Source organism: Methylobacterium sp. ARG-1 (assembly GCF_001262595.1).
Classification (GTDB): domain Bacteria; phylum Pseudomonadota; class Alphaproteobacteria; order Rhizobiales; family Beijerinckiaceae; genus Methylobacterium; species Methylobacterium brachiatum.
Map to the genome: position 1 here is coordinate 55,446 of NZ_LHCD01000027.1, position 26,839 is coordinate 82,284.

General features: G+C 70.0%; 30 protein-coding genes. 14 read left to right on the forward strand and 16 right to left on the reverse strand.

Going from position 1 to position 26,839, the window contains the following annotated elements:
• Nucleotides 1-34: 34 nt before the first annotated feature.
• Together AKJ13_RS21550 and AKJ13_RS21555 are read left to right on the forward strand one after the other, a co-directional pair.
• A complete protein-coding gene (locus AKJ13_RS21550; protein ID WP_050735204.1) occupies nucleotides 35-2,221 on the forward strand; it encodes a primosomal protein N' in 2,187 nt (728 codons plus the stop codon).
• A 76-nt stretch (nucleotides 2,222-2,297) separates the two neighbouring features.
• Entirely contained in the window at nucleotides 2,298-2,660 is a 363-nt protein-coding gene (locus AKJ13_RS21555) for an STAS/SEC14 domain-containing protein (protein ID WP_007564720.1), read from the forward strand.
• 8 nt (nucleotides 2,661-2,668) lie between these two features.
• Here AKJ13_RS21555 and AKJ13_RS21560 read toward each other — a convergent pair whose 3' ends face one another.
• The 6 genes from AKJ13_RS21560 to AKJ13_RS21585 all read right to left on the reverse strand — a co-directional run bounded on the left by AKJ13_RS21560 (nucleotide 2,669) and on the right by AKJ13_RS21585 (nucleotide 6,951).
• Nucleotides 2,669-3,058: a hypothetical protein gene (locus AKJ13_RS21560; RefSeq protein WP_050735205.1), complete on the reverse strand. Its 390-nt coding sequence runs from the start codon at nucleotides 3,056-3,058 to the stop codon at nucleotides 2,669-2,671.
• 423 nt (nucleotides 3,059-3,481) lie between these two features.
• Nucleotides 3,482-3,688 carry a Trm112 family protein gene (locus tag AKJ13_RS21565; protein ID WP_050735206.1) on the reverse strand — a complete coding sequence of 69 codons (207 nt, stop codon included), beginning with the start codon at nucleotides 3,686-3,688 and terminating at the stop codon, nucleotides 3,482-3,484.
• 13 nt (nucleotides 3,689-3,701) lie between these two features.
• On the reverse strand, nucleotides 3,702-4,367 hold the full coding sequence (locus AKJ13_RS21570) for an LON peptidase substrate-binding domain-containing protein (protein ID WP_050735207.1): 666 nt from the start codon (nucleotides 4,365-4,367) through the stop codon (nucleotides 3,702-3,704).
• Between the two features lie 61 nt (nucleotides 4,368-4,428).
• Nucleotides 4,429-5,343: a thioredoxin gene (gene trxA / locus AKJ13_RS21575; RefSeq protein WP_050735208.1), complete on the reverse strand. Its 915-nt coding sequence runs from the start codon at nucleotides 5,341-5,343 to the stop codon at nucleotides 4,429-4,431.
• 72 nt (nucleotides 5,344-5,415) lie between these two features.
• Nucleotides 5,416-5,883, reverse strand: a complete 468-nt coding sequence (locus AKJ13_RS21580; protein ID WP_050735209.1) for a hypothetical protein — start codon at nucleotides 5,881-5,883, stop codon at nucleotides 5,416-5,418.
• Between the two features lie 93 nt (nucleotides 5,884-5,976).
• On the reverse strand, nucleotides 5,977-6,951 hold the full coding sequence (locus tag AKJ13_RS21585) for a glutathione S-transferase family protein (RefSeq protein ID WP_050735210.1): 975 nt from the start codon (nucleotides 6,949-6,951) through the stop codon (nucleotides 5,977-5,979).
• A 235-nt stretch (nucleotides 6,952-7,186) separates the two neighbouring features.
• Between AKJ13_RS21585 and AKJ13_RS21590 the strand changes: the two genes are divergently transcribed.
• Nucleotides 7,187-7,411 carry a hypothetical protein gene (locus AKJ13_RS21590; protein WP_050735211.1) on the forward strand — a complete coding sequence of 75 codons (225 nt, stop codon included), beginning with the start codon at nucleotides 7,187-7,189 and terminating at the stop codon, nucleotides 7,409-7,411.
• On the opposite strand, the gene AKJ13_RS21595 is transcribed toward AKJ13_RS21590, so the two are convergent.
• The gene (locus AKJ13_RS21595; RefSeq protein WP_050735212.1) at nucleotides 7,405-8,355 is read right to left on the reverse strand and encodes a hypothetical protein; all 951 of its coding nucleotides are present in this window, start codon (nucleotides 8,353-8,355) and stop codon (nucleotides 7,405-7,407) included. The genes AKJ13_RS21590 and AKJ13_RS21595 overlap by 7 nt on opposite strands.
• 193 nt (nucleotides 8,356-8,548) lie before the next feature.
• Here AKJ13_RS21595 and AKJ13_RS21600 point away from each other — a divergent pair, with 193 nt between their 5' ends.
• From AKJ13_RS21600 to AKJ13_RS21620, 5 genes are all read left to right on the forward strand, one after another.
• A complete protein-coding gene (locus tag AKJ13_RS21600) occupies nucleotides 8,549-9,655 on the forward strand; it encodes a spore photoproduct lyase family protein (protein WP_050735213.1) in 1,107 nt (368 codons plus the stop codon).
• A gap of 27 nt (nucleotides 9,656-9,682) precedes the next feature.
• Entirely contained in the window at nucleotides 9,683-10,201 is a 519-nt protein-coding gene (locus tag AKJ13_RS21605; RefSeq protein WP_050735214.1) for a 2'-5' RNA ligase family protein, read from the forward strand.
• Nucleotides 10,202-10,232: 31 nt separating this feature from the next.
• Nucleotides 10,233-10,991, forward strand: a complete 759-nt coding sequence (locus tag AKJ13_RS21610) for a phosphatase PAP2 family protein (protein ID WP_050735215.1) — start codon at nucleotides 10,233-10,235, stop codon at nucleotides 10,989-10,991.
• A gap of 99 nt (nucleotides 10,992-11,090) precedes the next feature.
• Nucleotides 11,091-11,459 carry a hypothetical protein gene (locus AKJ13_RS21615; RefSeq protein ID WP_050735216.1) on the forward strand — a complete coding sequence of 123 codons (369 nt, stop codon included), beginning with the start codon at nucleotides 11,091-11,093 and terminating at the stop codon, nucleotides 11,457-11,459.
• A gap of 83 nt (nucleotides 11,460-11,542) precedes the next feature.
• The gene (locus AKJ13_RS21620) at nucleotides 11,543-12,841 is read left to right on the forward strand and encodes a Gfo/Idh/MocA family oxidoreductase (RefSeq protein ID WP_050735217.1); all 1,299 of its coding nucleotides are present in this window, start codon (nucleotides 11,543-11,545) and stop codon (nucleotides 12,839-12,841) included.
• Between the two features lie 6 nt (nucleotides 12,842-12,847).
• On the opposite strand, the gene flgH is transcribed toward AKJ13_RS21620, so the two are convergent.
• Genes flgH through flgF form a run of 4 tightly spaced genes read right to left on the reverse strand, consistent with a single transcriptional unit; the run spans nucleotide 12,848 to nucleotide 16,367 of the window.
• Nucleotides 12,848-13,597: a flagellar basal body L-ring protein FlgH gene (gene flgH / locus AKJ13_RS21625; RefSeq protein WP_050735218.1), complete on the reverse strand. Its 750-nt coding sequence runs from the start codon at nucleotides 13,595-13,597 to the stop codon at nucleotides 12,848-12,850.
• 32 nt (nucleotides 13,598-13,629) lie between these two features.
• Nucleotides 13,630-14,787 carry a flagellar basal body P-ring formation chaperone FlgA gene (flgA, locus tag AKJ13_RS21630; protein ID WP_050735219.1) on the reverse strand — a complete coding sequence of 386 codons (1,158 nt, stop codon included), beginning with the start codon at nucleotides 14,785-14,787 and terminating at the stop codon, nucleotides 13,630-13,632.
• A gap of 34 nt (nucleotides 14,788-14,821) precedes the next feature.
• Nucleotides 14,822-15,613, reverse strand: coding sequence for a flagellar basal-body rod protein FlgG (gene flgG / locus AKJ13_RS21635; RefSeq protein WP_007564701.1), 792 nt, complete (start codon nucleotides 15,611-15,613; stop codon nucleotides 14,822-14,824).
• A gap of 13 nt (nucleotides 15,614-15,626) precedes the next feature.
• Nucleotides 15,627-16,367 carry a flagellar basal-body rod protein FlgF gene (flgF, locus tag AKJ13_RS21640; RefSeq protein WP_007564700.1) on the reverse strand — a complete coding sequence of 247 codons (741 nt, stop codon included), beginning with the start codon at nucleotides 16,365-16,367 and terminating at the stop codon, nucleotides 15,627-15,629.
• 257 nt (nucleotides 16,368-16,624) lie between these two features.
• On the opposite strand from flgF, the gene fliL reads away from it, so the two are divergent.
• From fliL to AKJ13_RS21665, 5 genes are all read left to right on the forward strand, one after another.
• A complete protein-coding gene (gene fliL / locus AKJ13_RS21645) occupies nucleotides 16,625-17,179 on the forward strand; it encodes a flagellar basal body-associated protein FliL (RefSeq protein WP_050735220.1) in 555 nt (184 codons plus the stop codon).
• Nucleotides 17,180-17,231: 52 nt separating this feature from the next.
• Nucleotides 17,232-18,449: a flagellar motor switch protein FliM gene (gene fliM, locus AKJ13_RS21650; RefSeq protein ID WP_144426330.1), complete on the forward strand. Its 1,218-nt coding sequence runs from the start codon at nucleotides 17,232-17,234 to the stop codon at nucleotides 18,447-18,449.
• Nucleotides 18,450-18,468: 19 nt separating this feature from the next.
• Nucleotides 18,469-18,969 (forward strand): DUF6468 domain-containing protein, encoded by a 501-nt coding sequence (locus tag AKJ13_RS21655; protein WP_050735222.1) that lies wholly within the window; start codon nucleotides 18,469-18,471, stop codon nucleotides 18,967-18,969.
• Nucleotides 18,966-19,838 carry a hypothetical protein gene (locus tag AKJ13_RS21660; RefSeq protein WP_200905678.1) on the forward strand — a complete coding sequence of 291 codons (873 nt, stop codon included), beginning with the start codon at nucleotides 18,966-18,968 and terminating at the stop codon, nucleotides 19,836-19,838. The genes AKJ13_RS21655 and AKJ13_RS21660 overlap by 4 nt, the downstream gene beginning before the upstream one ends.
• 91 nt (nucleotides 19,839-19,929) lie before the next feature.
• On the forward strand, nucleotides 19,930-20,244 hold the full coding sequence (locus AKJ13_RS21665) for an Lrp/AsnC family transcriptional regulator (RefSeq protein WP_348270960.1): 315 nt from the start codon (nucleotides 19,930-19,932) through the stop codon (nucleotides 20,242-20,244).
• A 43-nt stretch (nucleotides 20,245-20,287) separates the two neighbouring features.
• Here the strand turns inward: AKJ13_RS21665 and AKJ13_RS21670 are convergent, their stop codons facing one another.
• The 5 genes from AKJ13_RS21670 to AKJ13_RS21690 all read right to left on the reverse strand — a co-directional run bounded on the left by AKJ13_RS21670 (nucleotide 20,288) and on the right by AKJ13_RS21690 (nucleotide 25,988).
• Nucleotides 20,288-21,451, reverse strand: coding sequence for an acyltransferase (locus tag AKJ13_RS21670; protein ID WP_050735223.1), 1,164 nt, complete (start codon nucleotides 21,449-21,451; stop codon nucleotides 20,288-20,290).
• A gap of 176 nt (nucleotides 21,452-21,627) precedes the next feature.
• Entirely contained in the window at nucleotides 21,628-22,920 is a 1,293-nt protein-coding gene (locus AKJ13_RS21675) for a leucine-rich repeat-containing protein kinase family protein (protein ID WP_050735224.1), read from the reverse strand.
• Between the two features lie 5 nt (nucleotides 22,921-22,925).
• Nucleotides 22,926-23,117, reverse strand: a complete 192-nt coding sequence (locus AKJ13_RS21680; protein WP_050735225.1) for a DUF1192 domain-containing protein — start codon at nucleotides 23,115-23,117, stop codon at nucleotides 22,926-22,928.
• An 11-nt stretch (nucleotides 23,118-23,128) separates the two neighbouring features.
• The gene (locus AKJ13_RS21685) at nucleotides 23,129-24,349 is read right to left on the reverse strand and encodes a phosphopentomutase (RefSeq protein ID WP_050735226.1); all 1,221 of its coding nucleotides are present in this window, start codon (nucleotides 24,347-24,349) and stop codon (nucleotides 23,129-23,131) included.
• Between the two features lies 1 nt (nucleotide 24,350).
• Entirely contained in the window at nucleotides 24,351-25,988 is a 1,638-nt protein-coding gene (locus AKJ13_RS21690) for an ABC transporter ATP-binding protein (protein ID WP_050735227.1), read from the reverse strand.
• An 86-nt stretch (nucleotides 25,989-26,074) separates the two neighbouring features.
• On the opposite strand from AKJ13_RS21690, the gene AKJ13_RS21695 reads away from it, so the two are divergent.
• The coding region (locus AKJ13_RS21695; protein WP_200905679.1) for a CoA transferase at nucleotides 26,075-26,839 on the forward strand (765 nt) is incomplete at its 3' end.

The window sequence follows — 26,839 nt, forward strand, 5'->3', positions numbered from 1 at the left end:
CGGACCCGGAACGGACCCGCCCGATACGCCCCGCATGCCCTTTGTCGCCGAGATCCTGATCCCGCTGGCGCTCGATGCGCCCTACAGCTACGTCGTGCCCGGCACCCTCGACCTTTCGGTCGGCGACGTGGTGCAGGTCCCGCTCGGCCCCCGGGAGATCGTCGGCGTGGTCTGGGGCCTGGCCGAGACCGCCGGCGGCTCGAACCTGCGCCCGGTCACCGGACGCCTGCCCTACGCGCCGCTCTCCGAGCCCCTGCGCAGCCTGGTCGACTGGATCGCCCGCTACACCCTGGCCCCGAAGGGCTCGGCGCTCGCCATGGTCCTGCGCCTGCCCGACGAGGCCGCCGCCGCCGAGACCGCCCGGGTGGCGGTGCGCCTCACCGACAAGCAGCCGACCCGGCCGACCGCGGCGCGGGCCAAGGTCCTGGCCGCGGCGGCCGACCGCGCGCTGCGCGGCAAGAGCGCGCTCGCCAAGGAGGCCGGGGTCTCGCTCTCGGTGGTGGACGGCCTGATCGACGACGGCGTCCTGGAGGCCGTCGCGGTCGAGCCCGAGCCGGTCGCCCCGCCGCCCGACCCCGATTTCCCGCGGACACCGCTCTCCCCCGCTCAGGCCGAGGCGGTGGCCGAACTGGTCGAGCCGTTCCCCTGGCTGCATCCCGAGGCCGAGGCCGCCGATAACCGGCCGATCCTGCTCGAGGGCGTCACCGGATCGGGCAAGACCGAGGTCTATTTCGAGGCGGTGGCGGCCTGCATCCGCACCGGGCGGCAGGCGCTGATCCTGATGCCCGAGATCGCCCTGACGGCCCAGTTCCTCGACCGCTTCGCCCAGCGCTTCGGGGTCCGTCCCGCGGCCTGGCATTCCGGCGTCGGCGGCAAGCGGCGGGAGCGCCTGCGGGCGGCCGTGGCGGCCGGCGAGGCCCTGGTGGTGGTCGGCGCCCGCTCGGCCCTGTTCCTGCCCTTTGCCCGCCTAGGCCTGATCGTGGTCGATGAGGAGCACGAGGCCGCCTACAAGCAGGAGGACGGCGTCCATTACCACGCCCGCGACATGGCGGTGGTGCGCGGGCGTCTGGAGGGCTGCCCGGTGGTCCTGGCATCGGCGACGCCCTCGATCGAGACGCGGGTGAACGCCGCGCGGGGCCGCTATCGCCACGTCCTGCTGCCGGAGCGCTTCGGCGGCCGCCGCTTGCCCGACATCGCCGCCATCGACATGCGCAAGGACCAGCCCGAGCGCGGCCGCTTCCTCAGCCCGCCGCTGGTCAACGCCGTGAAGCACACCCTGGAGCGCGGCGAGCAGGCTCTGCTGTTCCTCAACCGCCGGGGCTACGCGCCGCTCACCCTGTGCCGGGCCTGTGGCCACCGCTACCAGTGCAAGAACTGCTCGACCTGGCTCGTGGAGCACCGGTTCCGGCGGGCGCTCGTCTGCCACCAATGCGGCTATACCGAGCGGCGGCCCGACGCCTGCACCGAGTGCGGCACTTTCGACAACCTCACGGCCTGCGGCCCCGGTGTCGAGCGGATCGCCGAGGAGGCCGCCGGGCTGTTTCCCGACCGGCGCATCGTCGTCCTGTCGAGCGACTTTCCCGGCGGCGCCGACCGGCTGCGCCAGGAGCTGGAGGCGGTGGCAGCCGGCGAGTGCGATCTCGTGATCGGCACGCAGCTGGTGGCCAAGGGCCACAACTTCCCGAGCCTGACCCTGGTCGGGGTGCTGGACGCCGATATCGGCCTGACCTCGGGCGACCCCCGGGCGGCGGAGCGCACCTTCCAGCTGCTCCAGCAGGTCACCGGCCGGGCCGGGCGCGGCGACAAGCCCGGTCGGGCGCTGGTCCAGACCTACCAGCCCGAGCATCCGGTGATCGCCTCCCTGCTGTCCGGGGATGCCGAGCGCTTCTACCAGGAGGAGATCCAGGCCCGCGAGGCGGCCGGGCTGCCGCCGTTCGGACGGCTCGCCGCGCTGATCGTCTCAGCCGCCGAGCGCGAGGTTGCCGAGGCCCACGGCCAGGCGCTCGCCCGCGCCGCCGACCCGCCGGAGGGCGTGATGGTGCTGGGACCCGCCGAGGCGCCGCTTGCCCTGGTCCGGGGCCGCTACCGGTTCCGGCTGCTGGTGAAGACCGAGCGCAACGTCGACATGCAGGCCTATCTACGTGCCTGGATCGCCCGCGGCCCGAAGGTGCGCGGCAACGTCAAGGTCGCGATCGATGTCGACCCGCAGAGCTTTTTGTAAGACACTGGGGCACGGGCGGCGGACCCGCGGCCGGAGACCGGCGGCGGGACGCGTGCGGTTCCCGGAGGAGCGATCAGTGCTGACCTATACCAAGACGCCGGATTCGAACGTCGCCGAGATCGTGGTCGACGGCAAGATCTCCGACGAGGAGATGAACGCCGCCATGACCGCCATGAAGGCGGACCTCGACAAGGGCGGCAAGCTCAAGCTGCTCGAGGATATCCGCGCCTTCGAGGGCATGGAGCCGGCGGCCTTCTTCAAGGATCCCCGCTTCGGCATCTCGATGATGAAGAGCGTCAGCCACGTCGCCCTGGTGACCGATGCGCCCTGGCTGAAGGCGCTGGCCGAGACCTTCAACTTCGTCTCGCCGACCCAGATCAAGGTGTTCGAGCGCGCCCGCCTCGCCGAGGCGCGGACCTGGCTCGCCGGCGCCGCCTAAGGCGCCGCTCAATCGGCCTGCGCGGTGCGGTCGTTCCTGCGCCGCGCCGTCCAGCGGCCGGAGCACAGGGAGGCGACCTTCCAGGTGCCCGAGCCGGTGCCGGCCTGGAGCCGCCCGGTCCCGGTACCGCTCGCCGTGCCGTTGCTGACGGCGAGCCCGACGCTGCCGTCGGCACCGACATGGCCGCTCACCCGGGCGCCCGCCTCGCCCGAGATCAGCTGGACCTGACCCTGGCGGATCGCCAGCGCGTAGGAGTAGCGGGCGCTGCACAGGCCGCTCTCCGTCACGAGCTCCACCGACCACGTCCCGTTATTGGCGCCCGGCTCGGCATGCGCCGACAGCGACACGGCGGAGGACAGGCCGGCGGCGAGCGCCGCGGCGGCGACCAGCTTGATCATGCAGGAATCTCTTTCAGCAAAGCACGCGCCGCCCGTGATGGCGCGCCGGGTCACACTCGTCGATGGAGGATGACTCCATGCTGAACGCAGGAAGCGGCAAGAGTATGGCCGCGCGGTTTTCGCGATGAGATCAGGATACGCGTGCGACAGAGACGGCAATAGCCACGCTGCGTTTTGCGATTGCTTGGCGGTTGGGGCGGGCGTTCGCTCGAAGATCGTATTTCGGATCGTCGCTGGATGAGCATGGCCGCCAGACCCATGCGCCTCCCCTCCCGCAGAGGGCGAGGGAGAGGCGCGCCATCGTTGGAGCGGGCTTTGTGTCGGCGCTCTACGGACGATGCGAAAACTGTCGTGCGAAGCCAAGCGCCCCTACGGCAGGCGTTTAAAGCCCACCTTTCAACCTCTCGCGACCCCCTCGGCCCCTCAATCCGTCAGCGGGCGCGCCTCTTCCGGCAGCATGATCGGGATGCCGTCGCGGATCGGGTAGGCTAGCTTGGCGGAGCGGCTGATCAGCTCCTGCCGGGCGGAATCGTATTCCAAAGTGCCCTTGGTCAGCGGGCAGACCAAGATTTCCAGGAGCTTGGGATCCACGCGCGTCGCCTCGATGGTCTGTGTCAGGTCGTTGGTCATCGGTCGTGCGAACCTATTGCATCGTCGGCTCGGGCCCGGAGCCGCGAACCAATTCCATCTGCGTGACCGCGATCAGGATCTCCGCTCTCGTTTTGAGGTCGGGCGCCTCCAGCATCGCCTGCTTCTCGCGGACGCCGAACGGGCTCATCATGCAGAGGGCGTTGACCAGCGCCTCGTCGGGCGCCTCGTCGATCCCGGCCCAATCCACCTTCAGATCGTTCGATTCCACGAAGTCGCGCAGCGCCTTGAGCACGCCGTCGCGGTCCACCTGTTCCTCGCCCGCCCGCGGCTCGAAGTCCACCGCGAACGCGTCGTAGGAGACGTGGCAGCGGCGGTAGGCACCGGTCGAGGCGAGCTCGCTCTCGACCCGGAAGCGGCTGACCCCGGTCAAGGAGATCAGATAACGGCCGTCGCCGGTCTCGGCGTATTGCGTGATCCGTCCGGCGCAGCCGACCCGGTAGAGCTTCGGATTCGCCGCGCCCGACCCGTCCGGATCGGGCTGGATCATCCCGATGATCCGGTCCGTGCGCATCGCGTCGTCGATCATCGACAGGTAACGCGGCTCGAAGATGTTGAGGGGCATCTGGCCGCGCGGCAGCAGCAAGGCGCCGGGCAGCGGAAAGACCGGGATGACGGCGGGGCAATCCGCCGGGCCCTTGTAGCTCGCATGGGTGCTCATGGCGCCTCCCGGATGGGCCTAAAGCTGGGCCGGAAGCTCCGCCCCAGGGCGAGCTGAGGCATCACGAGAACAGGAGCGCCGAGAGCTTGCGCCGTCCCCGGATCGTGTCGGGATCCATCACGCCCCACGCCTCGAAGAACTGCAGCAGCTGCTTGCGCGCCGCGTCGTCGTTCCAATCCTTGTCGCGCTTGCGCAGCTCGATCAGGTGATCGACCGCTTGGCTGCGTTCGCCGGCGGCCGCGAGCCCGAGGGCAAGGTCGAACCGCGCCTGATGCGCGTCCGGGTTGGCCTCGACCTCCCGCTGCAGGCCCGACAGGTCGCCGAGGGACGCTGCCTGCTCGGCAAGTTCGAGGGCCGCGCGGATGCCCGCGAGCGCCGGGTCGGCGGCTTTCGCCTCCGGCACCATGGCCAGCACGCGCTTGGCGTTCTCGATCTCGCCGGCATCGAGCTGCATCTTCGCCAGTCCGGCGAGCGCCGTCACGTTGTCGGGCTGCTGCTCGAGCACGGCCGCGTAGATCTCGGAGGCGCCCGCAAGGTCGCCCTCCTCGATCAGGGCGGCGGCGTCGGCGAGCGCCGCCTCGACCGGATCCTGGGCCGGGCCGGCGACGCGATCGATCAGCTCCTTGATCTGGCTCTCGGGCACCGCGCCCATGAAGCCGTCGACGGGCTGACCCTTCTGGAAGACGATCACGGCGGGGATCGACTGGATGCCGAGCTGGCCGGCGATCGAGGGATGGTCGTCGATGTTCATCTTGACCAGGGCGACCGCGCCCTTCGACGCCTTGACCACCTTTTCCAGAACGGGGGTGAGCTGCTTGCAGGGGCCGCACCACGGCGCCCAGAAATCGACCAGGACCGGCCGATGCATCGACTCGGCGATGACATCCTGACGGAAGCCCGCGGTGGTCGTGTCCTTGATCAGGGCATCGGCGTCGCCGCCCGGGGCGGCGCCGCCGGCGAGGGTGTCATTCAGCATTGGCCTGGCTTCGGAACTTTTTACGTGGAGCGCCTTAGATGGGGCTTCGGACCGTGTCTGACCAGCCCAAACTCACCGCGCCGGTGCCCCCGGGGGCGCCTTCTCCGCAGGTTTGGCGGCGGTGACGAAGGTCCCCGCATAGGCATGGCCATCCGCAGTGCTGGCCTCGCAGGTGATCGCGGTGCGGCCGGGCTCCGGCGTGGAGAACCGGCAGGCGCCGATCGCCAGCGTCGGGGCCCCGTCCTTGCCGACCATCACGAGGTTGATCGGCTGCAGCGGGTCGGTCTCCTCGGTGGCCTCCTGCTGGGCGCCGTTGCCGCTGAAGCTCAGCGTCTGGCCATCCGCCGCGCTGAAGTCGAAGCTCGTCCGGTTGCGGCTCACCGCGTTGACCAGCACGGTGCTGCAGGTGGCGGTGAGATCGCGCCCGTCGACGACCAGCTTCTCGCAGGTCCCTTCCAGCCGGAGCGCCGCCTGGGCATGCGCCGCGCTCGGCACGGTGAACAGGGCGCAGAGCAGCGCGAGGCGCAGGCGTATGGTCATGGCGGGCCGGGTCTCCTCCGTTTTCCGTCGAACTAGGCGTCTGGGTCCGCCTGTCGAGGGAGGCGCGCCGATCGGCCCGGGCCGGACGGCACCCTAGCCGAATCGCAGGGCGCGGTCGTTGGGCGCGGAAAAGTCGAGATCCGGCCCCAGCGGCACGATCCGCGTCGGATTGATGGTCGGGTGGCTCTCGTAATAGTGGCGCTTGATGTGCGTGAGGTTCACGGTCGGGGCCACACCGGGCAGCGCGTAGAGGTCGCGCAGGTAGTTCGACAAATTCGGATAGTCGGCGATCCGGCGGCGGTTGCACTTGAAGTGCCCGACATAGACGGCATCGAACCGCACCAGCGTCGTGAACAGCCGGATATCGGCCTCGGTCAGCCTGTCGCCGCAGAGATAGCGGCCGCGGTCGAGGCGTTCCTCAAGCCCATCGAGTTCGGCGAACAGCGCCTCGAAGGCGGCGGCATAGGCATCCTGCGCGGTGGCGAAGCCGGCCTTGTAGACGCCGTTATTGACCCGGTCGTAGACGCGCTCGTTGATCGCATCGATCTCGGCGCGCAAATCCTCGGGGTACAGGTCCGGCCCGGTGCCCCCGAAGGCGCCGTTCAGCATCCGCAGGATCTCGGCGGATTCGTTCGACACGATGGTGGCGCGCTCCCGGTCCCACAGCACCGGCACGGTGACCCGGCCGGTATAGGACGGGTCGGCTGCCCGGTAGACTTCGTAGAGACGGCTGGCGTGGTGGATCGGGTCCGGCGTCGCCCCGGGCGTGTCCCCGAACACCCAGCCCTCGGAGCCCATATGCGGATCGACCACCGAGACGGTGATCGCCTCCGCCAATCCCTTCAGGGCGCGCCCGATCAGGGTCCGGTGGGCCCAGGGGCAGGCCAGCGAGACGTAGAGGTGGTAGCGCCCCGGCTCCGCCTTGAAGCCGCCCTCCCCCGACGGGCCCGGCGCGCCATCCGCGGTCACCCAATTGCGGAAGGACGAGGCCTTCCGCTCGAATCGCCCGCCGGTCGAGGCGGTGTCGTACCATTGGTCGCGCCAGACGCCGTCGACGAGGAGGCCCATGGTGATGTTCCGTTCCAGAAGAGGATCGTGGCGAGATGGGAGCCCGGCCGCGCGCGGGAAGGGGTGCGCCACGTCCTTCGGTTCGGTTCCGGCCCGCTTACGAGTTGTGCGCAATGCAGGCTTGCGCTCGCGCTTCTGTTGCAGTGCAACATAATCGACCATCTTCCGGTCACCCGCCCGCCGCTGCGCGTCCGCAGCGACCCCGGCCCGGCGGGAGACTGGATGGAGCTGAGAGATGTCGTTCGTGATGGTGCCCGTCGCCGAGGCGGCCCTGTTCACCCTGGGGTGCCTGATCATCCACACCCTTCGGCGGCACGCGGACGTGGTCACGGCGACGCTGGCCTGCCTCGCGACCCTGCTCCTGCTGATGATCGGCATCGCCTGCGCGCCGGAGACGTTCGCCAAATATCAGGCGGCGAGCGTCACGGATTTCGCCCGGCTGGATCCGGCGATCTACTGAGCCGGGGCGACCTTCTCGCCGTTGACCTGCGCGAGGCGCCCGCCGGTCCCGCGCTGGCCCGCCACCGCCACGTCGAAATCGTCCTTCGGCAGCCGGGCGAGAAAGCGCTCGGCCAGCTCGAACAGCAGGATGTCCGGGCGCACGCGCTCGATATAGGCCCAGTCCAGGTTCGCCGACCAGACGAAGTGCACCTCGCGGAAGCTTTCGGCGAGGAGCCCGGTCAGCAGGAACGGGTCGAAATGCGCGCAGGAATCGCCGAACAGGACGAGCCGGCGCGGATCGGCGCCGTCCGCCTCGTTCCGGTAGACGACATGGGCGCCGACATGGGCCTCCCGGTCCCGCCCCTGCGCTTCGTAGGCGGCGAGCATCGGACCGACCTCGACCCGCTTGGCGTCGCGCTGCAGCATGAAGCGGTCCAGCCGTTCCCGGGGCTTCTCGCGGAGCTTCTCGCCGAGATCCATGACCTCCTCCGAGACGACCTGCGGCCGCGCCCCGATATCGGCCGGCGGGATGGCCCCGAGGGCGCGCATGATCTCGCGATAAGCCAGCAGGCAGCCCTGGATAGTCCAATGGGTGTCGGTGCGCAGGTAGAGCGGCACCGGGCCGTCGCGCCCCGCCCGGAGCGGGGCCAGCAGGTCGAGATAGGCGGGGTGCCGCGCGAGGCGCCGGGCCAGGCGCCGAGTGGAGGCCTTGGCCGGGTCGTAGCGCAGCCCTTCGACCTTGTCGTCGTAGACCGAGAGCTTCTCCGGCACGATCACGTGCAGGCAGCGGATCCCGAGGCTTTCGGCCCGCCGGGCCCTGGCCGCGATCAGCCGCGTCCAGCCGCGCAGCAGCAGCCAGTGCCGCAGGCCGCCCCGGTAGCGATCCATGACGCGGTTGCTGCCGCCGGTGAGGAACAGCCATCCGTCGCGGCCGACATGTACGCTCTCCCTGCCTGCAGCCATGGCCGTGCTTTAGAGCCGTTCCGGACCGGCTTGCAATCGGGAACGGCTCGGCGCCCCGCGCGCCGGCTTGAGCCCCACCGCGCTTGCCTCCAAGACGGCGGCGAGCGCTTCCGCCGCACCGGGCTGGGGCGCCTGGGCCGGACCCGGCGCGGAGGGCACGCGTTCGACAAGCATGTCGTCGTCCCCAGCCCTGATGCCCGCCCCGCCGGCCGAACGGCCCGATCCGGACCACCGCCCCCGTCCGGCCCGGCTCTGGCGCCCGCGCCGGGTGCTGGTGACCCCGGCCGCGCTGGATTTCGCCCATGGCCGGGCCATGGTGGCCCGGGCCGAGGCGATGGGGTTGCCGGTGGAACGGCTCTCGGCCAACCGCCTCACCGGCCTGCGCGATGCCGATCCGCGCCAGGCCTATATCGCGGCCAAGGCGACGCTCGCCATCACGGTGGCGCCGCCAACCAAGCTCCGGCTCCAGCCGATCCCGCCCTCGGCCGATTGGCGTTTCGACCTCGCGGAAGGCTGCCCGGCCCATTGCCAGTATTGCTACCTGGCCGGCTCGCTCCAAGGGCCGCCGGTGACCCGGGCTTACGCCAATCTCGACGCGATCCTGGGCAATCTCGCCGCCTATGCCGGCCAGGGCGCCGTCACCTCGGTCTCGGCCGAGCGCGCGCATGAGGGCACGACCTTCGAGGCGTCCTGCTACACGGATCCGCTGGGCATCGAGCACCTGACCGGCTCGCTCTCGGCGGCGATCCGGCATTTCGGCGCCTGGGACGCGCCGGTGCAACTGCGCTACACGACGAAATTCGCCGCGGTCGCGCCGCTGCTCGACCTGCCGCACAACCGGCGCACGCGCATCCGCTTCTCGGTCAATGCCCGACCCGCTTCGCGCTACGAGGGCGGCACCGACCCCCTCGACGCGCGGCTCGCCGCGATGGGCGCCATGGCGCGGGCCGGTTATCCGGTGGGCCTGACCATCGCGCCGATCATCCCGGTGGAGGGTTGGGAGGCGGCCTATGCCGGCCTGATCCGCGACGCTGCCGACGCGCTCGCCGGGATCCCCGATCTGGACTTGACCGTGGAACTCATCACCCACCGGTTCACGCCCATCTCGAAGACGGTCCTGCGCGGCTGGTATCCGGGCTCGGACCTTCCGCTCGACGAGGCCGACCGGGTCGAGAAGCGCACCAAGTTCGGCACGGTGAAGCACGTCTTCCCGAAGCCGCTGATGCAGGCGATGCGGGCGCATCTCACCGATCGCCTGGCCCGCGATCTACCCGCCGCGCGGGTACTGTACTGGACCTGAGCGGGTTTGGGCGCCATGTCGCCTCGCATGCATGACGCGGCCCCCCTGATCCTGACGCTCGCCTTCGACGAGCCGACCTTCGCGCGCTTCGACGGCGAGCGCCGACGCAACTTCCCCGAGGCCCTGAACTTCATCCCGGCCCACGCGACGCTGTTCCACCACCTGCCGGGGGATCGGGAGCGCGGCGTGATCGAGGCGGTGACGAGCCTGGCGCGCACGGTGCCGGCTCCCGGCGTCGCCGTCACGGGCCTGCGCTTTACCGGCCGCGGCGTCGCCTACATCCTCGAATCCCCATCGCTGGCGAACTTCCGGGCCCGCCTCGCCAGCACGTTCGAGCCTTACCTCACTGCGCAGGATCGCCAGGGCTGGCGCCCGCACGTCACGGTGCAGAACAAGGTCACCCCGGACAAGGCGCGCGCCCTCCACGCCGACCTGGCGGCGGGTTTCGCGCCATTCCACTTCACCGCCCCCGCGACGCGGCTGTGGCGCTATCTGGGCGGCCCCTGGGAGGCCGTCGCCACGCTGGTCTTCGGGGAGAATGCCTGATGGGTGTCACGCTGACCGGGGAGGGAGCGCCATGAGGGCGCCGGGTCGACTCCAGCACAATCCCATCACCGGGCGCGCGATGGCCGTCTGGCTGCGCCTGCGGCTGAACGAGGTCGGCCCGCTGGTCGCCCTGCTGGGCGTCAGCATCCTCGGCTACGGCTTCTTCTACCTCGCCCACGAGGTCGGAGAGGGCTCGACCGCGGCGCTGGACCGCAAGATCCTGCTCGCCCTGCGCAACCCGGCCGACCTCTCCGATCCGATCGGGCCGCCCTGGCTCGAGGAGACGATGCGCGACATCACGGGGCTCGGCAGCGTCTTCACGGTGCTGTTCCTGACCTGCGCGGCGGCGGCCTATCTGGCGGTCTCGGGACGACGGCGGATCGGGCTGTTCATGCTCGTCGCGGTCGGCAGCGGCGAGCTGGTCTCGACGGTGCTGAAGCTGTTCTACCAGCGGCCGCGGCCCGATCTCGTGCCCCATGGCATGGAGGTGTTCACGGCGAGCTTCCCGAGCGGCCATGCCACCATGTCGGCCATCGCCTACCTGACCCTCGCGACCCTGGTCGCCCGGGTCGATCGCAATCGGGGTGCGAAGGCCCTGGCCCTGGGGCTCGGGGTCGGCCTGACGCTGCTGGTCGGTCTCAGCCGGATCTATCTCGGCGTCCACTGGCCGAGCGACGTGCTGGCCGGCTGGTGCATCGGCGCGGCCTGGGCGTCGCTGTGCTGGTTCGTCGCCCTCCAGCTCCAGCGGCGGGGCGAGGTCGAGGCGCCGGACCCGCCGCCCCCGGCCTGACGGGGCGATTAAGGTAAACCGGAGGTTAAGACGGACCTCCGGGTACGATCCGGGCGCGATGGCGGTTGTCGGAGCGACCGGGAGCCGAGGACCACGATCGTGATCGAGCGTCGCCAAACCGCCCGCCGCCGCGTCTGCCTCGGCGGACGCGTCCGGGTCGCAGCCTTCCTGCCGGAGATCGCCTACATCGTGCGGGACGTCTCGCTCGGCGGCGCCCGGATCGGCGTCCCGCCCACGGCCATGCTGCCGGATTGTTTCGAGCTGTTCATCCCCTGCCGGAACGAGACCCGGCGCGCCTTCGTCGCCTGGCGCGCGGGCGCAACGATCGGCCTCGGCTTCGCGCAGGCCCAGGCGGCGTCCGAGCCGGACGCCCTCGCCCGCCGCCGCGCCGACAGCGAGGCCGAGGTCGCGCGTCTGCGCGCCGCGCTGCTCGGCGGAAACGACCCGGCGCCGGCTAGCGTTCACTGATGGGACAGCGCCGATAGCGGACGCTCGCCCGACGTCGCGGCGATTCGGTGCCGCGGCCTGGATTCAGGGACACGGCGAGGCTCATGGCGGACGATATCCGGCTCTCACGAGGCAATCTCCTGGCCGCGGGAGGCGCGCTGGCGGGCGCGAGCCTCGGCGGTGCCGCCCAGGCGGCCCAGCCCGGCCCGGCGATTCCGGCCGATACCGGCGCGGTCCAAGGCGGGCGCGTGATGTTCCCGAACTGGCGCGGTCAAGCCGATCGGCCGCCGGCCCCGAGCCCGGCGCCCCAGCCCCCGGGCCAGCGCATTGGCTATTGCGTGGTCGGCCTCGGCCGGCTGAGCCTCGACGAGATCCTCCCAGCTTTCGGGGCGACCAAGCGCTCGCGGCTGGCCGCGGTGATGTCGGGCAGCCCCGACAAGGCCAAGCTCGTGGCCCGGCAATACGGACTGCCCGAGGACGCGGTCTACGGCTACGACGAGTGGGATCGGCTCAAGGCCAATCCCGCGGTCCAGGCGGTCTACATCGTCACGCCCAACAGCGTGCACCGGGACAACGTCCTGGCGGCGGCGGGGGCCGGCAAGCAGGTGCTGTGCGAGAAGCCGATGGCGGTCGCGTCGCAGGAATGCCGCGACATGATCGCGGCCTGCAACCAGGCCAACGTCAAGCTGATGATCGCCTATCGCTGCCAGTACGAGCCGCATAACCGGGCGGTGATCAAGTTCGCCCGCTCGGGCGAGTTCGGGCGCCCGCGGATGATCCAGGCGTTCAACGGCCAGACCACCGGGCTGCCGGAACAGTGGCGCCTCAAGAAGGCGCTGGCGGGCGGCGGGTCGCTGCCGGATATCGGGCTCTACTGCCTCAACACCACCCGGGCGGTGCTCGGTGAGGAGCCGGAGCTGATCCAGGCTCAGATCTACTCGCCGCCCGACGATCCGAAGTTCCGCGAGGTCGAGGAGACGGTGAGCTTCACCATGCGCTTCCCGTCCGGCGTGATCGCGCAATGCACGTCGAGCTACGGCGTCTACGAGGCGCGCAGCCTGACCCTGCACACCGGCAACGCCGCGATCGATCTACAGAACGCCTTCGCGTACGAGGGGCAGCGCCTGTTCGTGTCCCATCGCGACGGCAAGTCCGGCGCCCGCGACGAGAAGGTGCTGAGCCCGAAGAACCAGTTCGCGCTGGAGATCGACCACTTCTCCCGCTGCATCCAGGAGAACCTGCGCCCCCGCACCCCCGGCGAGGAGGGGCTGCAGGATCAGGTCCTGATGGAGGCGATCTACGAATCCGCCCGCACCGGCGCTCCGGTCAAGGTCGGCCCACCGGCCGGTGCCGGCTCCGGCCTCGACGTGACCCGCGGACCGGAGCCGGAGGAGCCGAGCTGAGCCGCATCAGAACGGCAGCAGGATATCGACGATCTGCTGGCCGTAGCGCGGCTGCTGCACGTCGGTGATCTGGCCGCGGCCGCCATAGGCGATGCGGGCCTGGGCGATCTTGGTCGAGTCGATGGTGTTGTCGGATTCGATGTCCTCCGGCCGGACCACGCCGGCCACCACCATCTCGCGGACCTCGAAGTTCACCCGGATCTCCTGCTTGCCCTCGACCACGAGGTTGCCGTTGGGCAGGACCTGGGTGACCACGGCGGCGACGTTGGTGGTCACGGTCTCGGCGCGCTGGACCGAGCCGGCGCCGTCGTTGGCGGTGGCCGAGGTGGCCGACAGGAGCGCGGTGCTGCCGACGCCGAAGGACTTGCCGACGGCGTTGTTCTCCAGCCCGAGGGCATTCGGCAGGCCGAAGCTCTCGGTGTTGGCCCGGGAACGCTTGGTCTCGTTGCTGATGTTGGCCTGGTCGGTGACGTTGACCTTCACGGTCAGCAGGTCGCCCAGGCGCGCGGCGCGCTGGTCCTTGAAGAACGCCCGCGAGCCGGTGCGCCAGAGCGAGTTCGGCGCGTAGGAGACCGGCTGCACGTCGGGCATCGGCATCCGCACCGGCTTGTAGCCGGGCTGGGTGGTGGGATCCTCGATCGCCGACAGCGCCGGGGTGGCGCCGACCTGGGACAGCCGGTCGGCGGTGTTGCAGGCGCCGAGCGCACCCGCGATCAACGCGGCGGCGAGTGGGTTCAGGACAAGGCGGCTGGCCATCGGGGAAACTCGTTCACGCATCGGGTGGGCGATCAGCGCAGGGACGCCGTCGCCTGGACTTGCGGGGCCGCGGCGGCCTGCTGGGCGACCGGGCCGGGGCCGACCGAGACGCGGCCGGGGCCGATCACGGTGGCCTGGAGCACCTTCTTCGAGGCGACGTTCACGACGTTGACGACGGCGCCCATCCGGCCGGCCTCGTTGGCGAGGCCGCGCATCGACAGGCTGACGCTGGCGGTCTCGTACACGATGGTCACGCTCTCGCCCCGGGCCACCAGTTCGGGCAGGGCGGTGTCCGAGACCCGCAGCACCGTTCCGGCCGGCAGCGCGTGCTGGGCGACTTCGCCCAGGACCGTGGCGGCCCCGGCCTGCGCATCGCTCGCGACGGCCTCGCGGGGGCGGCGCTCCACGACGAGGTCGCCCTCCCGCACCGGATCGCCCCGGTTGAGCGCCCGGGTCAGCACCGCCACCTCGCGCAGCTCGATCACGACGCCGGAGACCCGCAGCGAGGCCTGGCGCTCACCGAGGCTGACGAGGCCCGAGACCCGGCGCGAGCGCGGATCGTAGGTCAAGTCGAGGGCCGCAGCCTGGCCGGCGAGGTCCACCGGCGCCAGCAAGGTCGGGCCGTCGCCGTCGAAGCGCACCGCGACGCTGCGCGGATCGAGGCCGTAGCCCGATTCCAGGCCGCGCTTGAGCGCCGCTTCGAGCTCCGGCGGCCCCAGGCGCCGGGCCGCGCGCTGCACGGCGATCTGCATCCTCCCCCCGGTCTCCAGGCCGGCGATGCCGAGCGCGGCCGCGGCCTCGACGATGCGCCGGGTCTGGATCGTGCCGGTGGCGCCCAAAGCGGGCGCACGGAACAGCGGCCGCGCGGCCAGCCTGTCCGGCGCGCCCTCGACGAGGTCTGCCAGGACCAGGATGTCGCCCCGCGCCGTCACGTCGCCGCGCAGCCGGGGCTGCATCTTTTGAGTCTCGCCCTGCTGCGGGCCGGGCTCGGCCATGGCGGGGATCGCCAGGGCGCCGATGGCCGCGAAGGTCATGAAAGCCAGCGCCGCGCGCAGCAACACCGCGGCGCCGGGCGGCGCCACCCGCGGGCGGCCCCGGCGGACGAGGGGGCTGAGGTTGCTCTCGTCCGCAGCCGTGCTGACGAGGGGCAGGTCGGCGCGGGCGCCGTGGGTCTGGAAACCGGCATACATGAGCGGAGACCTGGAGTGATGGCAGGACGCGCGGTCAGCTGCGGAACATCTGCGAGGTGGTGGAGAGCATCTGGTCGGCGGCGGTCACGACCTTCGAGTTCATCTCGTAGGCGCGCTGCGCGGCGATCAGCGACGAGATCTCGGTGACCGCGTTCACGTTCGCCTCTTCCAGGTAGCTCTGCTGAAGGTTACCGAACCCTTCCGCCCCCGGCAGGCCGCTGATCGCCGGCCCCGAGGCCGCCGTCTCGATGAACAGGTTGTCGCCGATCGATTCGAGGCCGACCTTGTTGACGAAGCGCGAGAGCTGGAACTGGCCGAGCGCCTGCGGCGCGGTCTGGCCAGGGAGCGTCGCCTGGACGGCGCCGGTGGCGCTGATCGTCACGGCGGTCGCCGTCTGCGGGACGGTGATCGCCGGATCGAGCAGGTAGCCGTCGCGGGTCACGAGCTGGCCCGTGGCCGACAGGTCGAAGGACCCGTCCCGGGAATAGGCGGTGCGGCCGTCCGGCAGCGTCACCCGGAAGAAGCCCTCGCCCCGGACCGCGACGTCGTAATCCTTTTCGGTCGAGCTCAGCGTGCCCTGCGACATGACACGGGCGGTCGAGGTGGTCTTCACGCCCGAACCGAGCGCGAGGCCGGCGGGGAGTTGGGTGTTCTGCTCCGAGGTCGAGGAGCCGGCCCGCCGCAGGTTCTGGTAGAGCAGATCCTGGAAATGGACCTGCTGGCGCTTGTAGCCGGTGGTGCGCAGGTTCGCGATGTTGTTGGAGATGACCTGGACGTTGAGTTCCTGGGCCGCCATGCCGGTGGCGGCTGAGTAGAGGGCGCGCATCGGTCAGGCCCCCTTACGCGACGTCGGCGAGGCGGCGGATCGCCGTGCCCCGCAGGTCGTCGAGGCGGGTGATCATGCTCGACACCATCGCGTAGGAGCGGTTGACGTCCATCAGCCGGGTCATCTCGATGACCGGGCGGACGTTCGAGCGCTCGAGGGCGCCGGATTCCAGGCGCCCCTCGATCCCGGCCGGGCGCGCGGGCTCCGGCGAGGCGTAGAGGTTGCCGCCCTCGTTGGTCAGCCGCTGCGGGTTGGCGAAGGTGACGAGCTTGATCTTGCCGCGGATGCCGAGATTGGTCGACACGGTGCCGTCGAGCCCGATCGTGAGCCCGGTCTCCTGCGGGTTGATGGTGATCGGCCCGCCATCGCCGGCGACCTTGTAGCCGTCGCTGGTGACGAGCGCGCCCGTCGGGTCGATCTCGAAGGCGCCGTTGCGGGTGTAGCGCTCGCCCTGAGGCGACTGGACCGCGATGAACGCCGCGCCCTTGACGGCGACGTTGAGCGGGTTGCCGGTCTGCTCGATCGGGCCCTGCCCCAGATCGATGGTGGTGCCCTGGTCGATGACGTAGGAGAGCCGCCGATCGGGGCGCGCGAAGGAATCCGCGCTCGCCACCGGCATGAGGTATTCCTGGAAGCGCGTGCTCCGGCCCTTGAAGCCGGTGGTCGACACGTTCGCCATGTTGTTGGAGATCACGTCCAGCTCGCGCTGGAGCGCCATTTGGCTCGACACGCCGACGAAGAGGGCATTCTGCATCGTGGACTCTGACACTCGCGTGCCGCGGTGGCGGCAACGATCCATTCAGCATCCGCTGTGCCAACGGGGCAGGCGTCGAATATGCGTTCAAATGTAATGTGTTAGGCGGTGGATCGGTAACGCTGCCGGCAGGCCGGAGCTGCGTGGCGGCAATCCTGGCCCGGCAGGATTTGCCCGCTTAACGACACGTTAACCGTAATGCTTCGATATCCGAGCGTACCCGGCGCGCGGATATCCGCGAAAGAGCATTATTTCCCATGGCCAAGAAGCCCAAGAAGGCCGCCGAAGACGGCGAGGCCGGCGCCGACGCCGCCCCCAAGGGCAAGAAGAAGCTCATGATCATCGTGGCCGCCGCGGTCCTGGCGGTCGGCGCTGGCGGCGGCGCCTTCCTGATGATGGGCCGAGGCGGAAGCGCCCAGGGCCAGGAGTCCGCCGGAGGTGGTGGCCATGGTGGCGGTCACGGTCAGGCTGCCAAGGGTGCCGGTCCCGACGGCAAGAAGCCGATCGTGTTCGTCGAGATGCGCGAGATGCTGCTCAACCTCAGCCCCGACATGCCGCAGGAGAAGGCCAAATACGCCAAGCTGCGTCTCGCCCTGGAGCTGAAGGATGCCGGGGTGGAAGAGGAGGTGAAGCCCCTGATGCCGCGCATCGAGGATACCCTCCAGGTCTACATGCGCGAGCTGCGCGTGAGCGACCTCACCGGCTCAGCCGGCCTCTACCGGCTGCGCGAGGAACTGCTGCGGCGCGTCAACGTCGCCGTCTACCCCGCCAAGGTCGAGGCGGTGCTGTTCAAGGACGTGATCGTCCAGTGATCGACCCGATGCCCCCCATGGGCACCGAGAGCCAGGCCTTGAGCGGACGCGCCTGATGGAACCCGAGGACGAACTTCCCGAAGACGATTGGTCGGCCGCCCTTCTGGAGCAGGGCGCCGAAGGCGGCGACTCGTCGCTCGCCGAGGAATGGGGCGCGGCCCTCGCCGAGCAGGGCACCACCCGCAACGCCGGAGACGTCGCCGCCGAATGGGCGACGATGATCGAGGACGGGGAGAGCGACAACCTCCCCGAGCTCGCCGGCAACGACCGGGTGCTCAACCAGGACGAGATCGACGGCGTCCTCGGCTTCTCCATGCGCGAGCTCTCGGCCTCAGGGGCCGGGGGCGTTCAGGCCATCGTCGATTCGGGTGTCGTCCAGTACGAACGCCTGCCGATGCTGGAGATCGTCTTCGACCGGATGATCCGGTTGCTGTCGACCTCCCTGCGCAACCTGTTCCAGGACAACGTCGAGGTGACGCTGGACAACATCACCTCGGTGCGGTTCGGCGATTATCTCAACGCGATCCCGCTGCCGACCCTGCTGGGCGTGTTCCGCGCCGAGCAATGGGAGAATTCCGGCCTCGTCACGGTCGATTCCAATCTCGCCTACGCGACCTTCGACCTCTTGCTCGGGGGCAAGCGCGGCGGCTTGTCGAGCCGCCTCGACGGGCGGCCGTTCACGTCGATCGAGATGACGCTGGTGCGCCGCCTCGTGGAGATCATCCTGGGCGACCTGGAGCAGTCGTTCCAGCCGCTCTCGCCGGTGACCTTCGGCATCGACCGGATCGAGACCAACCCGCGCTTCGCCACCATCACCCGACCCGGCAACGCCGCGATCCTGATCAGCCTGCGCCTCGACGTCGACGGGCGCGGTGGCATGCTGCAGATCCTGTTCCCCTACGCGACCATCGAGCCGATCCGGGAGCTGCTGACCCAGAGCTTCATGGGCGAGAAGCTCGGCCGCGACCATGTCTGGGAGGGGCACCTCGCCACCGAGATCTGGCAGGCCGACGTCACCATGGCGGCGGTGCTCCACGAGATGATGCTGCCGCTCAAGCAGGTGATGCGCCTCAAGGTCGGCGATACCCTGATGTTCGACGCCAAGCCCTCAGACCTGATCGCCGTGCGCTGCGGCGACTGGGCCCTGACCCAGGGGCGGATCGGCCAGGTCGACGGCAACATCGCTGTCCAGGTCACCCGGCCGCTGCGCCGCTCGCGCACGACCATCCAGGCCTACGAGGCCTCGATGAACAGCCACACTGACGTTTAGCGTGCGATAGGTCTGAATCATGAGTCTCTTCGTCACGCTCGCCGCCGACATCCTGGTCGCCGTCCTCCTGGCGGCCACGATCGTCACGTGCCTGCGTCTGTCCCGCCGGATCAGCCAGCTCAAGGGCGACGAGGCGGCGCTTCGCCAGACCATCGGCGACCTGATGGTGGCCACCGGCACGGCCGAGCGCGCCATCGCGGGCCTGCGCTCGGCGATCGACGACGGCGACCGCACCCTGACCACGCGCATCGACGCCGCCACCGCCCGCGCGGCCGAGCTGGCTGCCCAGGTTGAGGCCGGTGAGACCGTGGTGATGCGCATCGGCGCGATCGTGGCGCAGATGCGCGCGGCGCCGGTCCGGTCCGAGCCGCCGCCCGCCCCGCGGCCGGTCCCCGAGGCGCCCGCGGCGCAACGGCCGGAGCCCGCAAGCCCGAACGGCGAACGCCTCGGCGCCGCCGCCGCGGCCGCCCTCGCGATGAGCGAGCGCGCCCTCGCCCGTGTTCGGGCGCGCGCCGCATGACCGGCGTACCGGCCCCGAAGATCCCGCCGGCGCCGAAGATCCCGCCGGCGCCCAAGCCCACGTCGACGGCGGCGCAGCGGCCCGCCACGGCCCTGCGCCGCTCGCGCCTGAAGCCGGCGCGGACGATGCGGTTGCGCCTGATCGATGCCGTGGCGATCGCGGCCGGGGGCCTGCTGGTGCTCAAGCTGCTCACCCTGGTGCAGGTCGGCCTGCCGGGGGCCGGCACCCTGCCCGAGTACAGCCGGGCGGTGGCCCGCGCCCGCACCGGCTACGAGCCGATCGATCCCGTGACCACCGGCTCGGTCGGGGCCAAGGACGAGTCGCCCGCGGCGCCGGCCGAGAAGCCACCGGAGCCGCCCGCCCCCGAGCCGGCGAAGGCGGGCTCGGGCTCCCCGACCGAGCGCGCGTTGCTGGAAAAGCTCGGCGCCCGCCGCGACGCGCTGCGCCAGAGGAACGACGAGCTGGAGTTGCGCGAGAAGATGCTCAACGAAGCCGAGCGCAAGCTCGAGACCGGGCTCGGCGACCTGAAGCAGGCCGAGGAGAAGGTCGACGCGGCCGCCAAGGCCCGGGAGGAGGCCGAGAAGCAGGGGCTCAAGAACATCGTCACGATGTACGAGACGATGAAGCCCAAGGATGCCGCCCGGGTGTTCGACCGCCTGGGGCACGACGTCCTGGTGCCGATCGTCCTGGCCATGAACCCGCGCAAGATGTCCGAAGTGCTCTCGGCGATGCAGCCGGAAGCGGCCGAGCGCCTGACCGTGACGCTGGCCAACCGCGCCCGCGGCGTCGGCGGCGCCCAGGCCCAGGCCGGGGGAGGGCTGCCGGCGAACGAATTACCGGCGATCGATCTGGGGCCGGCGGGCCGGTAGGCGGCGGCCGGTCCTGCTCAGGCCACGCCTTCCGCGGCCTTGCCGGCTCCGATCCGCCAACCGATGGTCGATCCCGCGGCGGCCAGCAGGATTGCGGCGATGCCGCGCCATTGGCTTCACCCTGGACATCGATCCGGTCGCGCTCGGCTATCCGCTCCAGGCTCTGGTGCGCATTCGTCCGCTGCCCGGGAAGCTCCACGTCGTTCAGCAGCTGATCAAGGACCTGCTTGAAGTTGTGAAATGCGATAAGGTGACGGGCGAAAAGTGCTTCTTCGCGCGGCTCCACGTTCGCACGATCGGCGATCTCGACGAGATACTCGACTGCATTGCCGACAAAGCCGAAACCAACACCGTCATCGTGAAGGCACAACCGGTTCGCCCGCGTATGATGCCGTTGGATCGCTGAAGCGATCGCGGCCGAAGCGGTATCCACTTCGTCCGCGAGCGCTTTAAGCGGAAGTGCGGATCACAGCCTCAGATCCGCTCCTCGCTCGAAGAACTGATCTCAGCCTATTCAGGAGAATCAAGAAAGGACGCTCCCCCCACCTTTCGATAGCATGAGCCGAAATGATCATGATTGCGATGAATATTAAAATCACAAAGTAAAACAAGATCGGCTTGCTATGTAAGATGAGATAAAGATCGGCAATGACGGTGCATATAAGTGGTACGTGAATGAGATAGAGAGGGAATGAGATCGCGCCGAGAAATTTTCCGGTCCGACCGGAAAGGGCGGAGGCAATCGGTCGTGAGCGCATGCAGCCGTAGACAACGAGCAAAGCCGCAATCGGGTAGAGTAGCCCGCCGCGGAATCGAGGTGTGAAGGCGGTCGGCAGCCAATCGAGACCGAGCATCCTCATCGACTCGATACTCTGCGAGCCGAGGATCAGTCCCACGATCAGTGCGGAAATGGGAAGCGCAGTCGGGACGCGGTCTGAAACCCAAGCTTCGCGTAGCACGATGCCCAGGGCAAAGCATTCATATTCGTATTTTCCAGCAATGATGACCACTGCGGCAAAAGTAAAGGTCAAACATAACCTGACATGCACTTTTTTGAAAAGGCAAACCGCGAAGCATGCGAACGAGCCAAGCAATTCCGGCCGCATGGTCCAGAGGGCATTGTTGAAGAACGAACCTCCGGACAGAAAGATATTTAGCAAGCCGTCGTGGACAGCGGAAATCGGCCCTGGAATGACGCCTTGATATGTCCATCGGAGCCATGAACTCATCACAAGGGATGACGCTTCCGTGGCCGAGGTCGGGTACAAGCTGAGCAGCAACCAGCCTATGAGCGCGCTGACCGTTGCCGGGATGGCAAGCCGCAAATACCGAATGCCCGCATCGATCGAGAGAGGATCGGATTTCCGCAGCGTGGCATGGGTCACCACGAACCCGCTCAACACGAAGAAAATCGAAACTGCGAACGTTCCGTTCCAGAAGACGGAGATGGGCGTGCACGCGATCCAGGCGGTGCTTTGTTCCTGTTCTGCAACCAGCTCTGGGTTGAAAGCCGACAAGATATGGAAGGCGACGACGCTGATGGCCGCGACGCCTCGTAGGCCATCCAGCTGCTGAAGTCGCTGTCCCAATAGTGTATGCTCAACGAAGCTCATTAGAATCGCTCTACGGGGATATATTGACCGTCGTCAAAATTCGAACAAAAAGGCAAAAGATTGCCGGGATCTGCAGCATGATGCTGGAGTCATAAAATCAACTTAAAATAGGCTCAGCTTGGAGCTGGCAGTTTGCTTTGTGTTGTTCAGGTTAAAAATCGCTCTGCCGCGTGATCTCACATCCGTCCGATTCCAGCTACCACCTCCCCCAAGTCCGGTCGCCTCTCGGGCTCGGCCTGTAGACAAGCTTCGACCAAAACCCGCAGCCCGTCCGGCGCCGCGTCGCAGCAATCCAGCACCTCGCCCAGCAGGATGCCAACCGCCCGCACCTCGACCCGCGCCAGCGCCGCGCCGACCGCACCCCTGGGCAGTGCCGAGGCGGCGCCGAAATCGCTGAGCACGGCTGCACCGGTCTCGGCATCCCACAAGGTGTTGTGGGCATAGACGTCGCCGTGGATCAGGCCGCGCCCGTGCAAGTGGGCCACGGCTTCGGCGACGGCGCGAGCGATCCGCAGAGCCTTGTCCAGGCTGAGCCGCAGGGTCGGATCGTAGACGTCGCGGCTGCAGCTCGCCAGGCTCGGCGGACCGGCCAGCACGCGCCACTGCGCCGGCAGCAGCCGTAGCAGCAGCCCCTGGGCGCCGTCGGGATGGTCGACGAGCCGGCCGAGAGAGCCGGTGAGGGCGGGATGGGTGCCGGCGGCGAGGCAGGCCTCCATCTCGCGCTCCGGCAGACCGTCGCTGGTCATCGCGCCCTTGAACAGCTTGAGTGCCACCGCCTGCATGCCCGAAGCTGCGTGCCAGACCGCCCGATGGACCCGGCCCGAGGCCCCCTCCCCGAGCAGGTCGCCGACCTCCAGCGCCGACCACGGCACGGATGTCGAGACGGTGGGCTCCGTCGCCGGCTCGGCGGGATTGCCCGCGTAGGAGATCCAGGCCAGGCGCGGCAGGCGCGCCAGCCAGGGCGGGAGAGCGTCGAGCCGGTTGCAGGACAGGCGGATCAGTTCGAGGTTGTCCGCACCCGCGAGGCCTTCGGGCAGGCGCGCGATCCGGTTGCCTGACAGCATCAGCTTCTGCAGAAGCGGGCGCGCCCCGAGGGCGTCGGGCAGGGTCTCGATCCGGTTGTCGGTGAGGGTGAGCCAGCGCAGATCGCGCGGCAATGCCTCCGCCGGAACCTCCCGGATGCCGCAGCCCCGGAAGCCGAGCTGGCTCAGCGTCGGGCACGCGCCCAGCACCGGCGGCAGGCGCTCGAATGGGTTGCCGGAACAGAACAGCACGCGCAGGCGGCTCAGCCGTCCGAGATCGTCCGGCAGGTCGGTCAGACTGCCCCGGCCCAGATCCAGCACCTCCAGGGTGTCGGCGAGGCCGAAGATCTCGCGGGGAAATTCCGAGAGCCCGTCGGGCAGCCGCAGCTCCCGCGTGCCCGCCAGGTCGCCGCGCCGGAGGGCCGCGAGGGTTTCGGTTCGGCCCAAAAGCGTCAGCCCCGCTTGAAGACGGCGTCGGCCGCGCCCTGCGCCGCTTGCTTGGCCGCCCGCGCCGCCTCGATCCGGGCGATCTCCGCCTGCAGCAGCGCAATGCGCGCGTCGAGGTCGGAGAGCGAGAGCGTATCGAGCGGCTGCCCGATCTCGTGGGCCACGGCCTTGCGGGGCCTGTCGTCGTCGTTGCGCATGGTGCAGCTCCCTACAGGAAGACGCGGCCGGCGCCGTCCCAGGACAGCCCGAGATGGGCCGCCAGGGTGGCGCCGATATCGGCGAACGTGTCGCGCCGGCCGATCGAACGAGGGGCGATTCCGGGGCCGAAGGCCAGGACCGGCACCTGCTCGCGGGTATGATCGGTCCCCGTCCAGGTCGGATCGTTGCCGTGATCGGCGGTGATCACTGCGAGGTCGCCGGGCTGGAGCGCCGCCAGGATCTCGGGCACACGGGCGTCGAACGCCTCCAGCTCCGCGGCGTAGCCCGGCACATCCCGGCGATGGCCGTGCTCCGTGTCGAAATCCACCAGGTTGACGAAGATCAGGCCGCCCTCGGGCAGGTCGGTCAGGGCGTCGAGCCCGGCCTGCAGGCAGGCCGCGTTGGCGCCGGGCTTGATCTCGCGGCCGGTGGCGCGGTGGGCAAAGATGTCGCCGATCTTGCCGACGCTGACCACAGCCCGGCCCTCGGCTTCGGCCCGGTCGAGGAGCGTGCGGCCGGGGGGCGCCACGGCAAAATCCTTGCGGTTGCCGGTGCGGCGGAAGCCCGCCTCCGCCGAGCCCACGAACGGCCGGGCGATGACCCGGCAGATGCGGTAGGGATCGCACAGGCGGCGCGCCACGCGGCACAGCGCGTAGAGCCGCTCCAGCCCGAACGTCTCCTCGTGGGCGGCGATCTGGAAGACGCTGTCGGCCGAGGTGTAGCAGATCGGTTTGCCGGTCCGGACGTGCTCCGCCCCGAGCGCGTCGATGATGGCGACGCCCGGCGCGTGCCGGTCCCCCAGGATGCCGGGCAGGCCGCCCTCGGCGATCAGCGCCTCGACCAGCGCGGGCGGGAAGGCCGGCCGCGTGTCCGGGAAATGGCCCCAGGGCTCGGGCAGCGGCAGGCCGGTGATCTCCCAATGGCCGGAGGGCGTATCCTTGCCGGCGGCCGTCTCGACGGCATGCCCGTAGGCGCCGCGCGGATCCCCCTGAGGCGCGAGGTTCGGCGGGATGCGGCCGGAGGCCCCGGCGGCGGCGAGGCCGAGGCCGAGCGCGGCGAGATGAGGCAGGCGCAGCGGGCCGGCGCGCAGGCCCGCCCGGTCGCCGCGTCCGGCCGCGCAGGCCTCGGCAATGTGCCCGAGCGTATCGGAGCCGGCATCGCCGTAGGTGGCGGCATCCGGAGCGCCGCCGATGCCGACGGAATCGAGGACGATGAGGAGGGCGCGGGCCACGTCAGGCGGGCTCCAGCTCGGTGGCGACATCGCTGTCGAGGGCGAAGGCCGCCTTGAACAGCGCTCGCGTATAGGGCGTCTGCGGATCGGCGAAGATCGTCTCGGCGGGGCCTTCCTCGACCACCTGACCGTTCTGCATCACCACCACGTAGTTCGCGAGCGCCCGGACCACCTTCAGGTCGTGGCTGATGAACAGGTAGGCCAGGCCGCGCTCGCGCTGCAGGTCGCGCAGCAGCGTTACGATCTGCGCCTGCACCGAGCGGTCCAGCGCCGAGGTCGGCTCGTCGAGCACGACGAAGCGGGGATTGAGCACCATGGCCCTGGCGATGGCGATGCGCTGGCGCTGGCCGCCCGAGAATTCATGCGGGTAGCGGTCCATGGCGGCCGGGTCGAGCCCGACATCGGTGAGCGCCTTGGCGACCACCGCCCGGCGCTCGGCCCGGGAGCGCGCCGCGCCCTGCACGATCAGGCCCTCGGCCACGATGTCGGCCACCGACATGCGCGGCGAGAGCGAGCCGTAGGGGTCCTGGAAGACCACCTGCATATCCCGGCGCAAGGGGCGCATCTGCCTGACGGTGAAGCCGTCGATGGCTTGGCCGAGGAACACGATCGGTCCCTCCGAGCCGGTGAGCCGCAGCAGGGCGAGGCCGAGCGTGGTCTTGCCCGACCCGGACTCGCCAACGACGCCAACGGTCTCTCCGGCCCGAACCGTGAGCGATACCCCGTCCACCGCCTTGACGTGGCCGGTGACGCGCCGGAACGCCCCCGACTTCAGCGGGAACCAGACCTTGAGCGGGCCGGCCTCGACCAGGGGCGGCGCGTCGGCCGGGACCGGGTTGGCCCGGCCCTTCGGCTCCGAGGCGATGAGGCGGCGGGTGTACTCGTGCTGGGGGTTGGCGAAGACCGACCTGGTCTCGCCGGTCTCGACGATCTTGCCCTTGAGCATCACGCAGACCCGGTCGGCGATGCGCTCGACGATGCCGAGATCGTGGGTGATGAACAGCAGCGCCATGCCGAGGCGCTTCTGCAGGTCGGCGAGCAGCGCCAGGATCTGCGCCTGCACCGTCACATCGAGGGCGGTGGTCGGCTCGTCGGCCACCAGCAGGTCCGGTTCGCAGGCGAGCGCCATGGCGATCATCACCCGCTGGCGCTGGCCGCCGGAGAGCTCGTGCGGGTAGGCGCCCATGCGGCGCTCGGCGTCGCGCAGGCCAACCAGTTCCAGAAGCTCGAGAATCCGCGCCCGCGCGGCCTTGCCGGTGAGGCCGCGATGGAGCCCCAGCACCTCGCCGATCTGCCGCTCGATCGTGTGGAGCGGGTTGAGTGAGGTCATCGGCTCCTGGAACACCATGGTGATGTCGGCGCCGCGCACGTCGCGCATCTGGCGCTCCGGCAGGCTGGACAAGTCCTGGCCCTTGAACAGGATTGTCCCGCTCTGGCGCGCCGCGCCATCGAGCAGCCGCAGGATCGCCAGGGCGGTCACCGATTTGCCGGAGCCCGATTCGCCGACCAGCGCGACGGTCTCGCCCCGGCGGATGGTGAAGCCGATCGAATCGACCGCCGCCGTCTCGCCTTCGCGGGAGCGGAAGGCGACGGACAGGCCCTCGACGGACAGGAGCGGCGGGGTTTCGGCCTCGGACATGGCACCCTTATAGCGCGGCCGGCACCCTAGCCTACCCGGCCGCGGATGCGCGATCATGCGCGTCGCCAGCAGCCCGGGGACTCGCCATGCCGGATCTCTTCGACGAATTGGCCGCGCAGACCCGCCTTCCCGGCGCAGGCTCTTCGCAGCGTTCGCCCATCCCGCGCATCACCGGGACCGGCGCCCTCCCCTCCGCGTTCCGGGTCACCGAGCTTGCCGCGGCCTCGATCGCAACCGCCGGCGTGGCGCTCGCGGAGGTTGCGGCCCTCGACGGAGAGGTCGCGGTCGACCGCCGGCTCGCTTCCGCCTGGTTCGCGACCTCCTTGCGGCCGGATGGCTGGCTTGTGCCGGCGCCCTGGGATCCGGTGGCCGGCGACTACCGGACCCGCGATGGCTGGATCCGGCTCCACACCAATGCCCCGCATCACCGGGCGGCGGCCGAGCGGCTGCTCGGCGCCCAGGCAGACCGGGCCGGCATGGCGCGGGCCGTCGCCGGCTGGGCCAAGACGGAGCTGGAGGCGGCGATCCTGGCGGAGGGCGGCTGCGCGGCCGAGATGCGTGGGCTGGAAGAATGGGCTTCTCATCCCCAGGGCCGGGCGGTCTCGGCCGAGCCCCTGGTGGCGTTCGCGCCGGGATCCGACCGGTGCGCGTCGCGCTGGCGGCCCCGGACGGAGCGGCCGCTGGCAGGGCTGCGGGTGCTCGACCTGACCCGGGTGCTCGCCGGGCCGGTTGCGACCCGGTTCCTGGCCGGGTTCGGCGCCGACGTGCTGCGGATCGATTCGCCCGACTGGGACGAGCCGGCCCTGGTGCCCGAGATGACGCTGGGCAAGACCTGTTCCCGCCTCGACCTG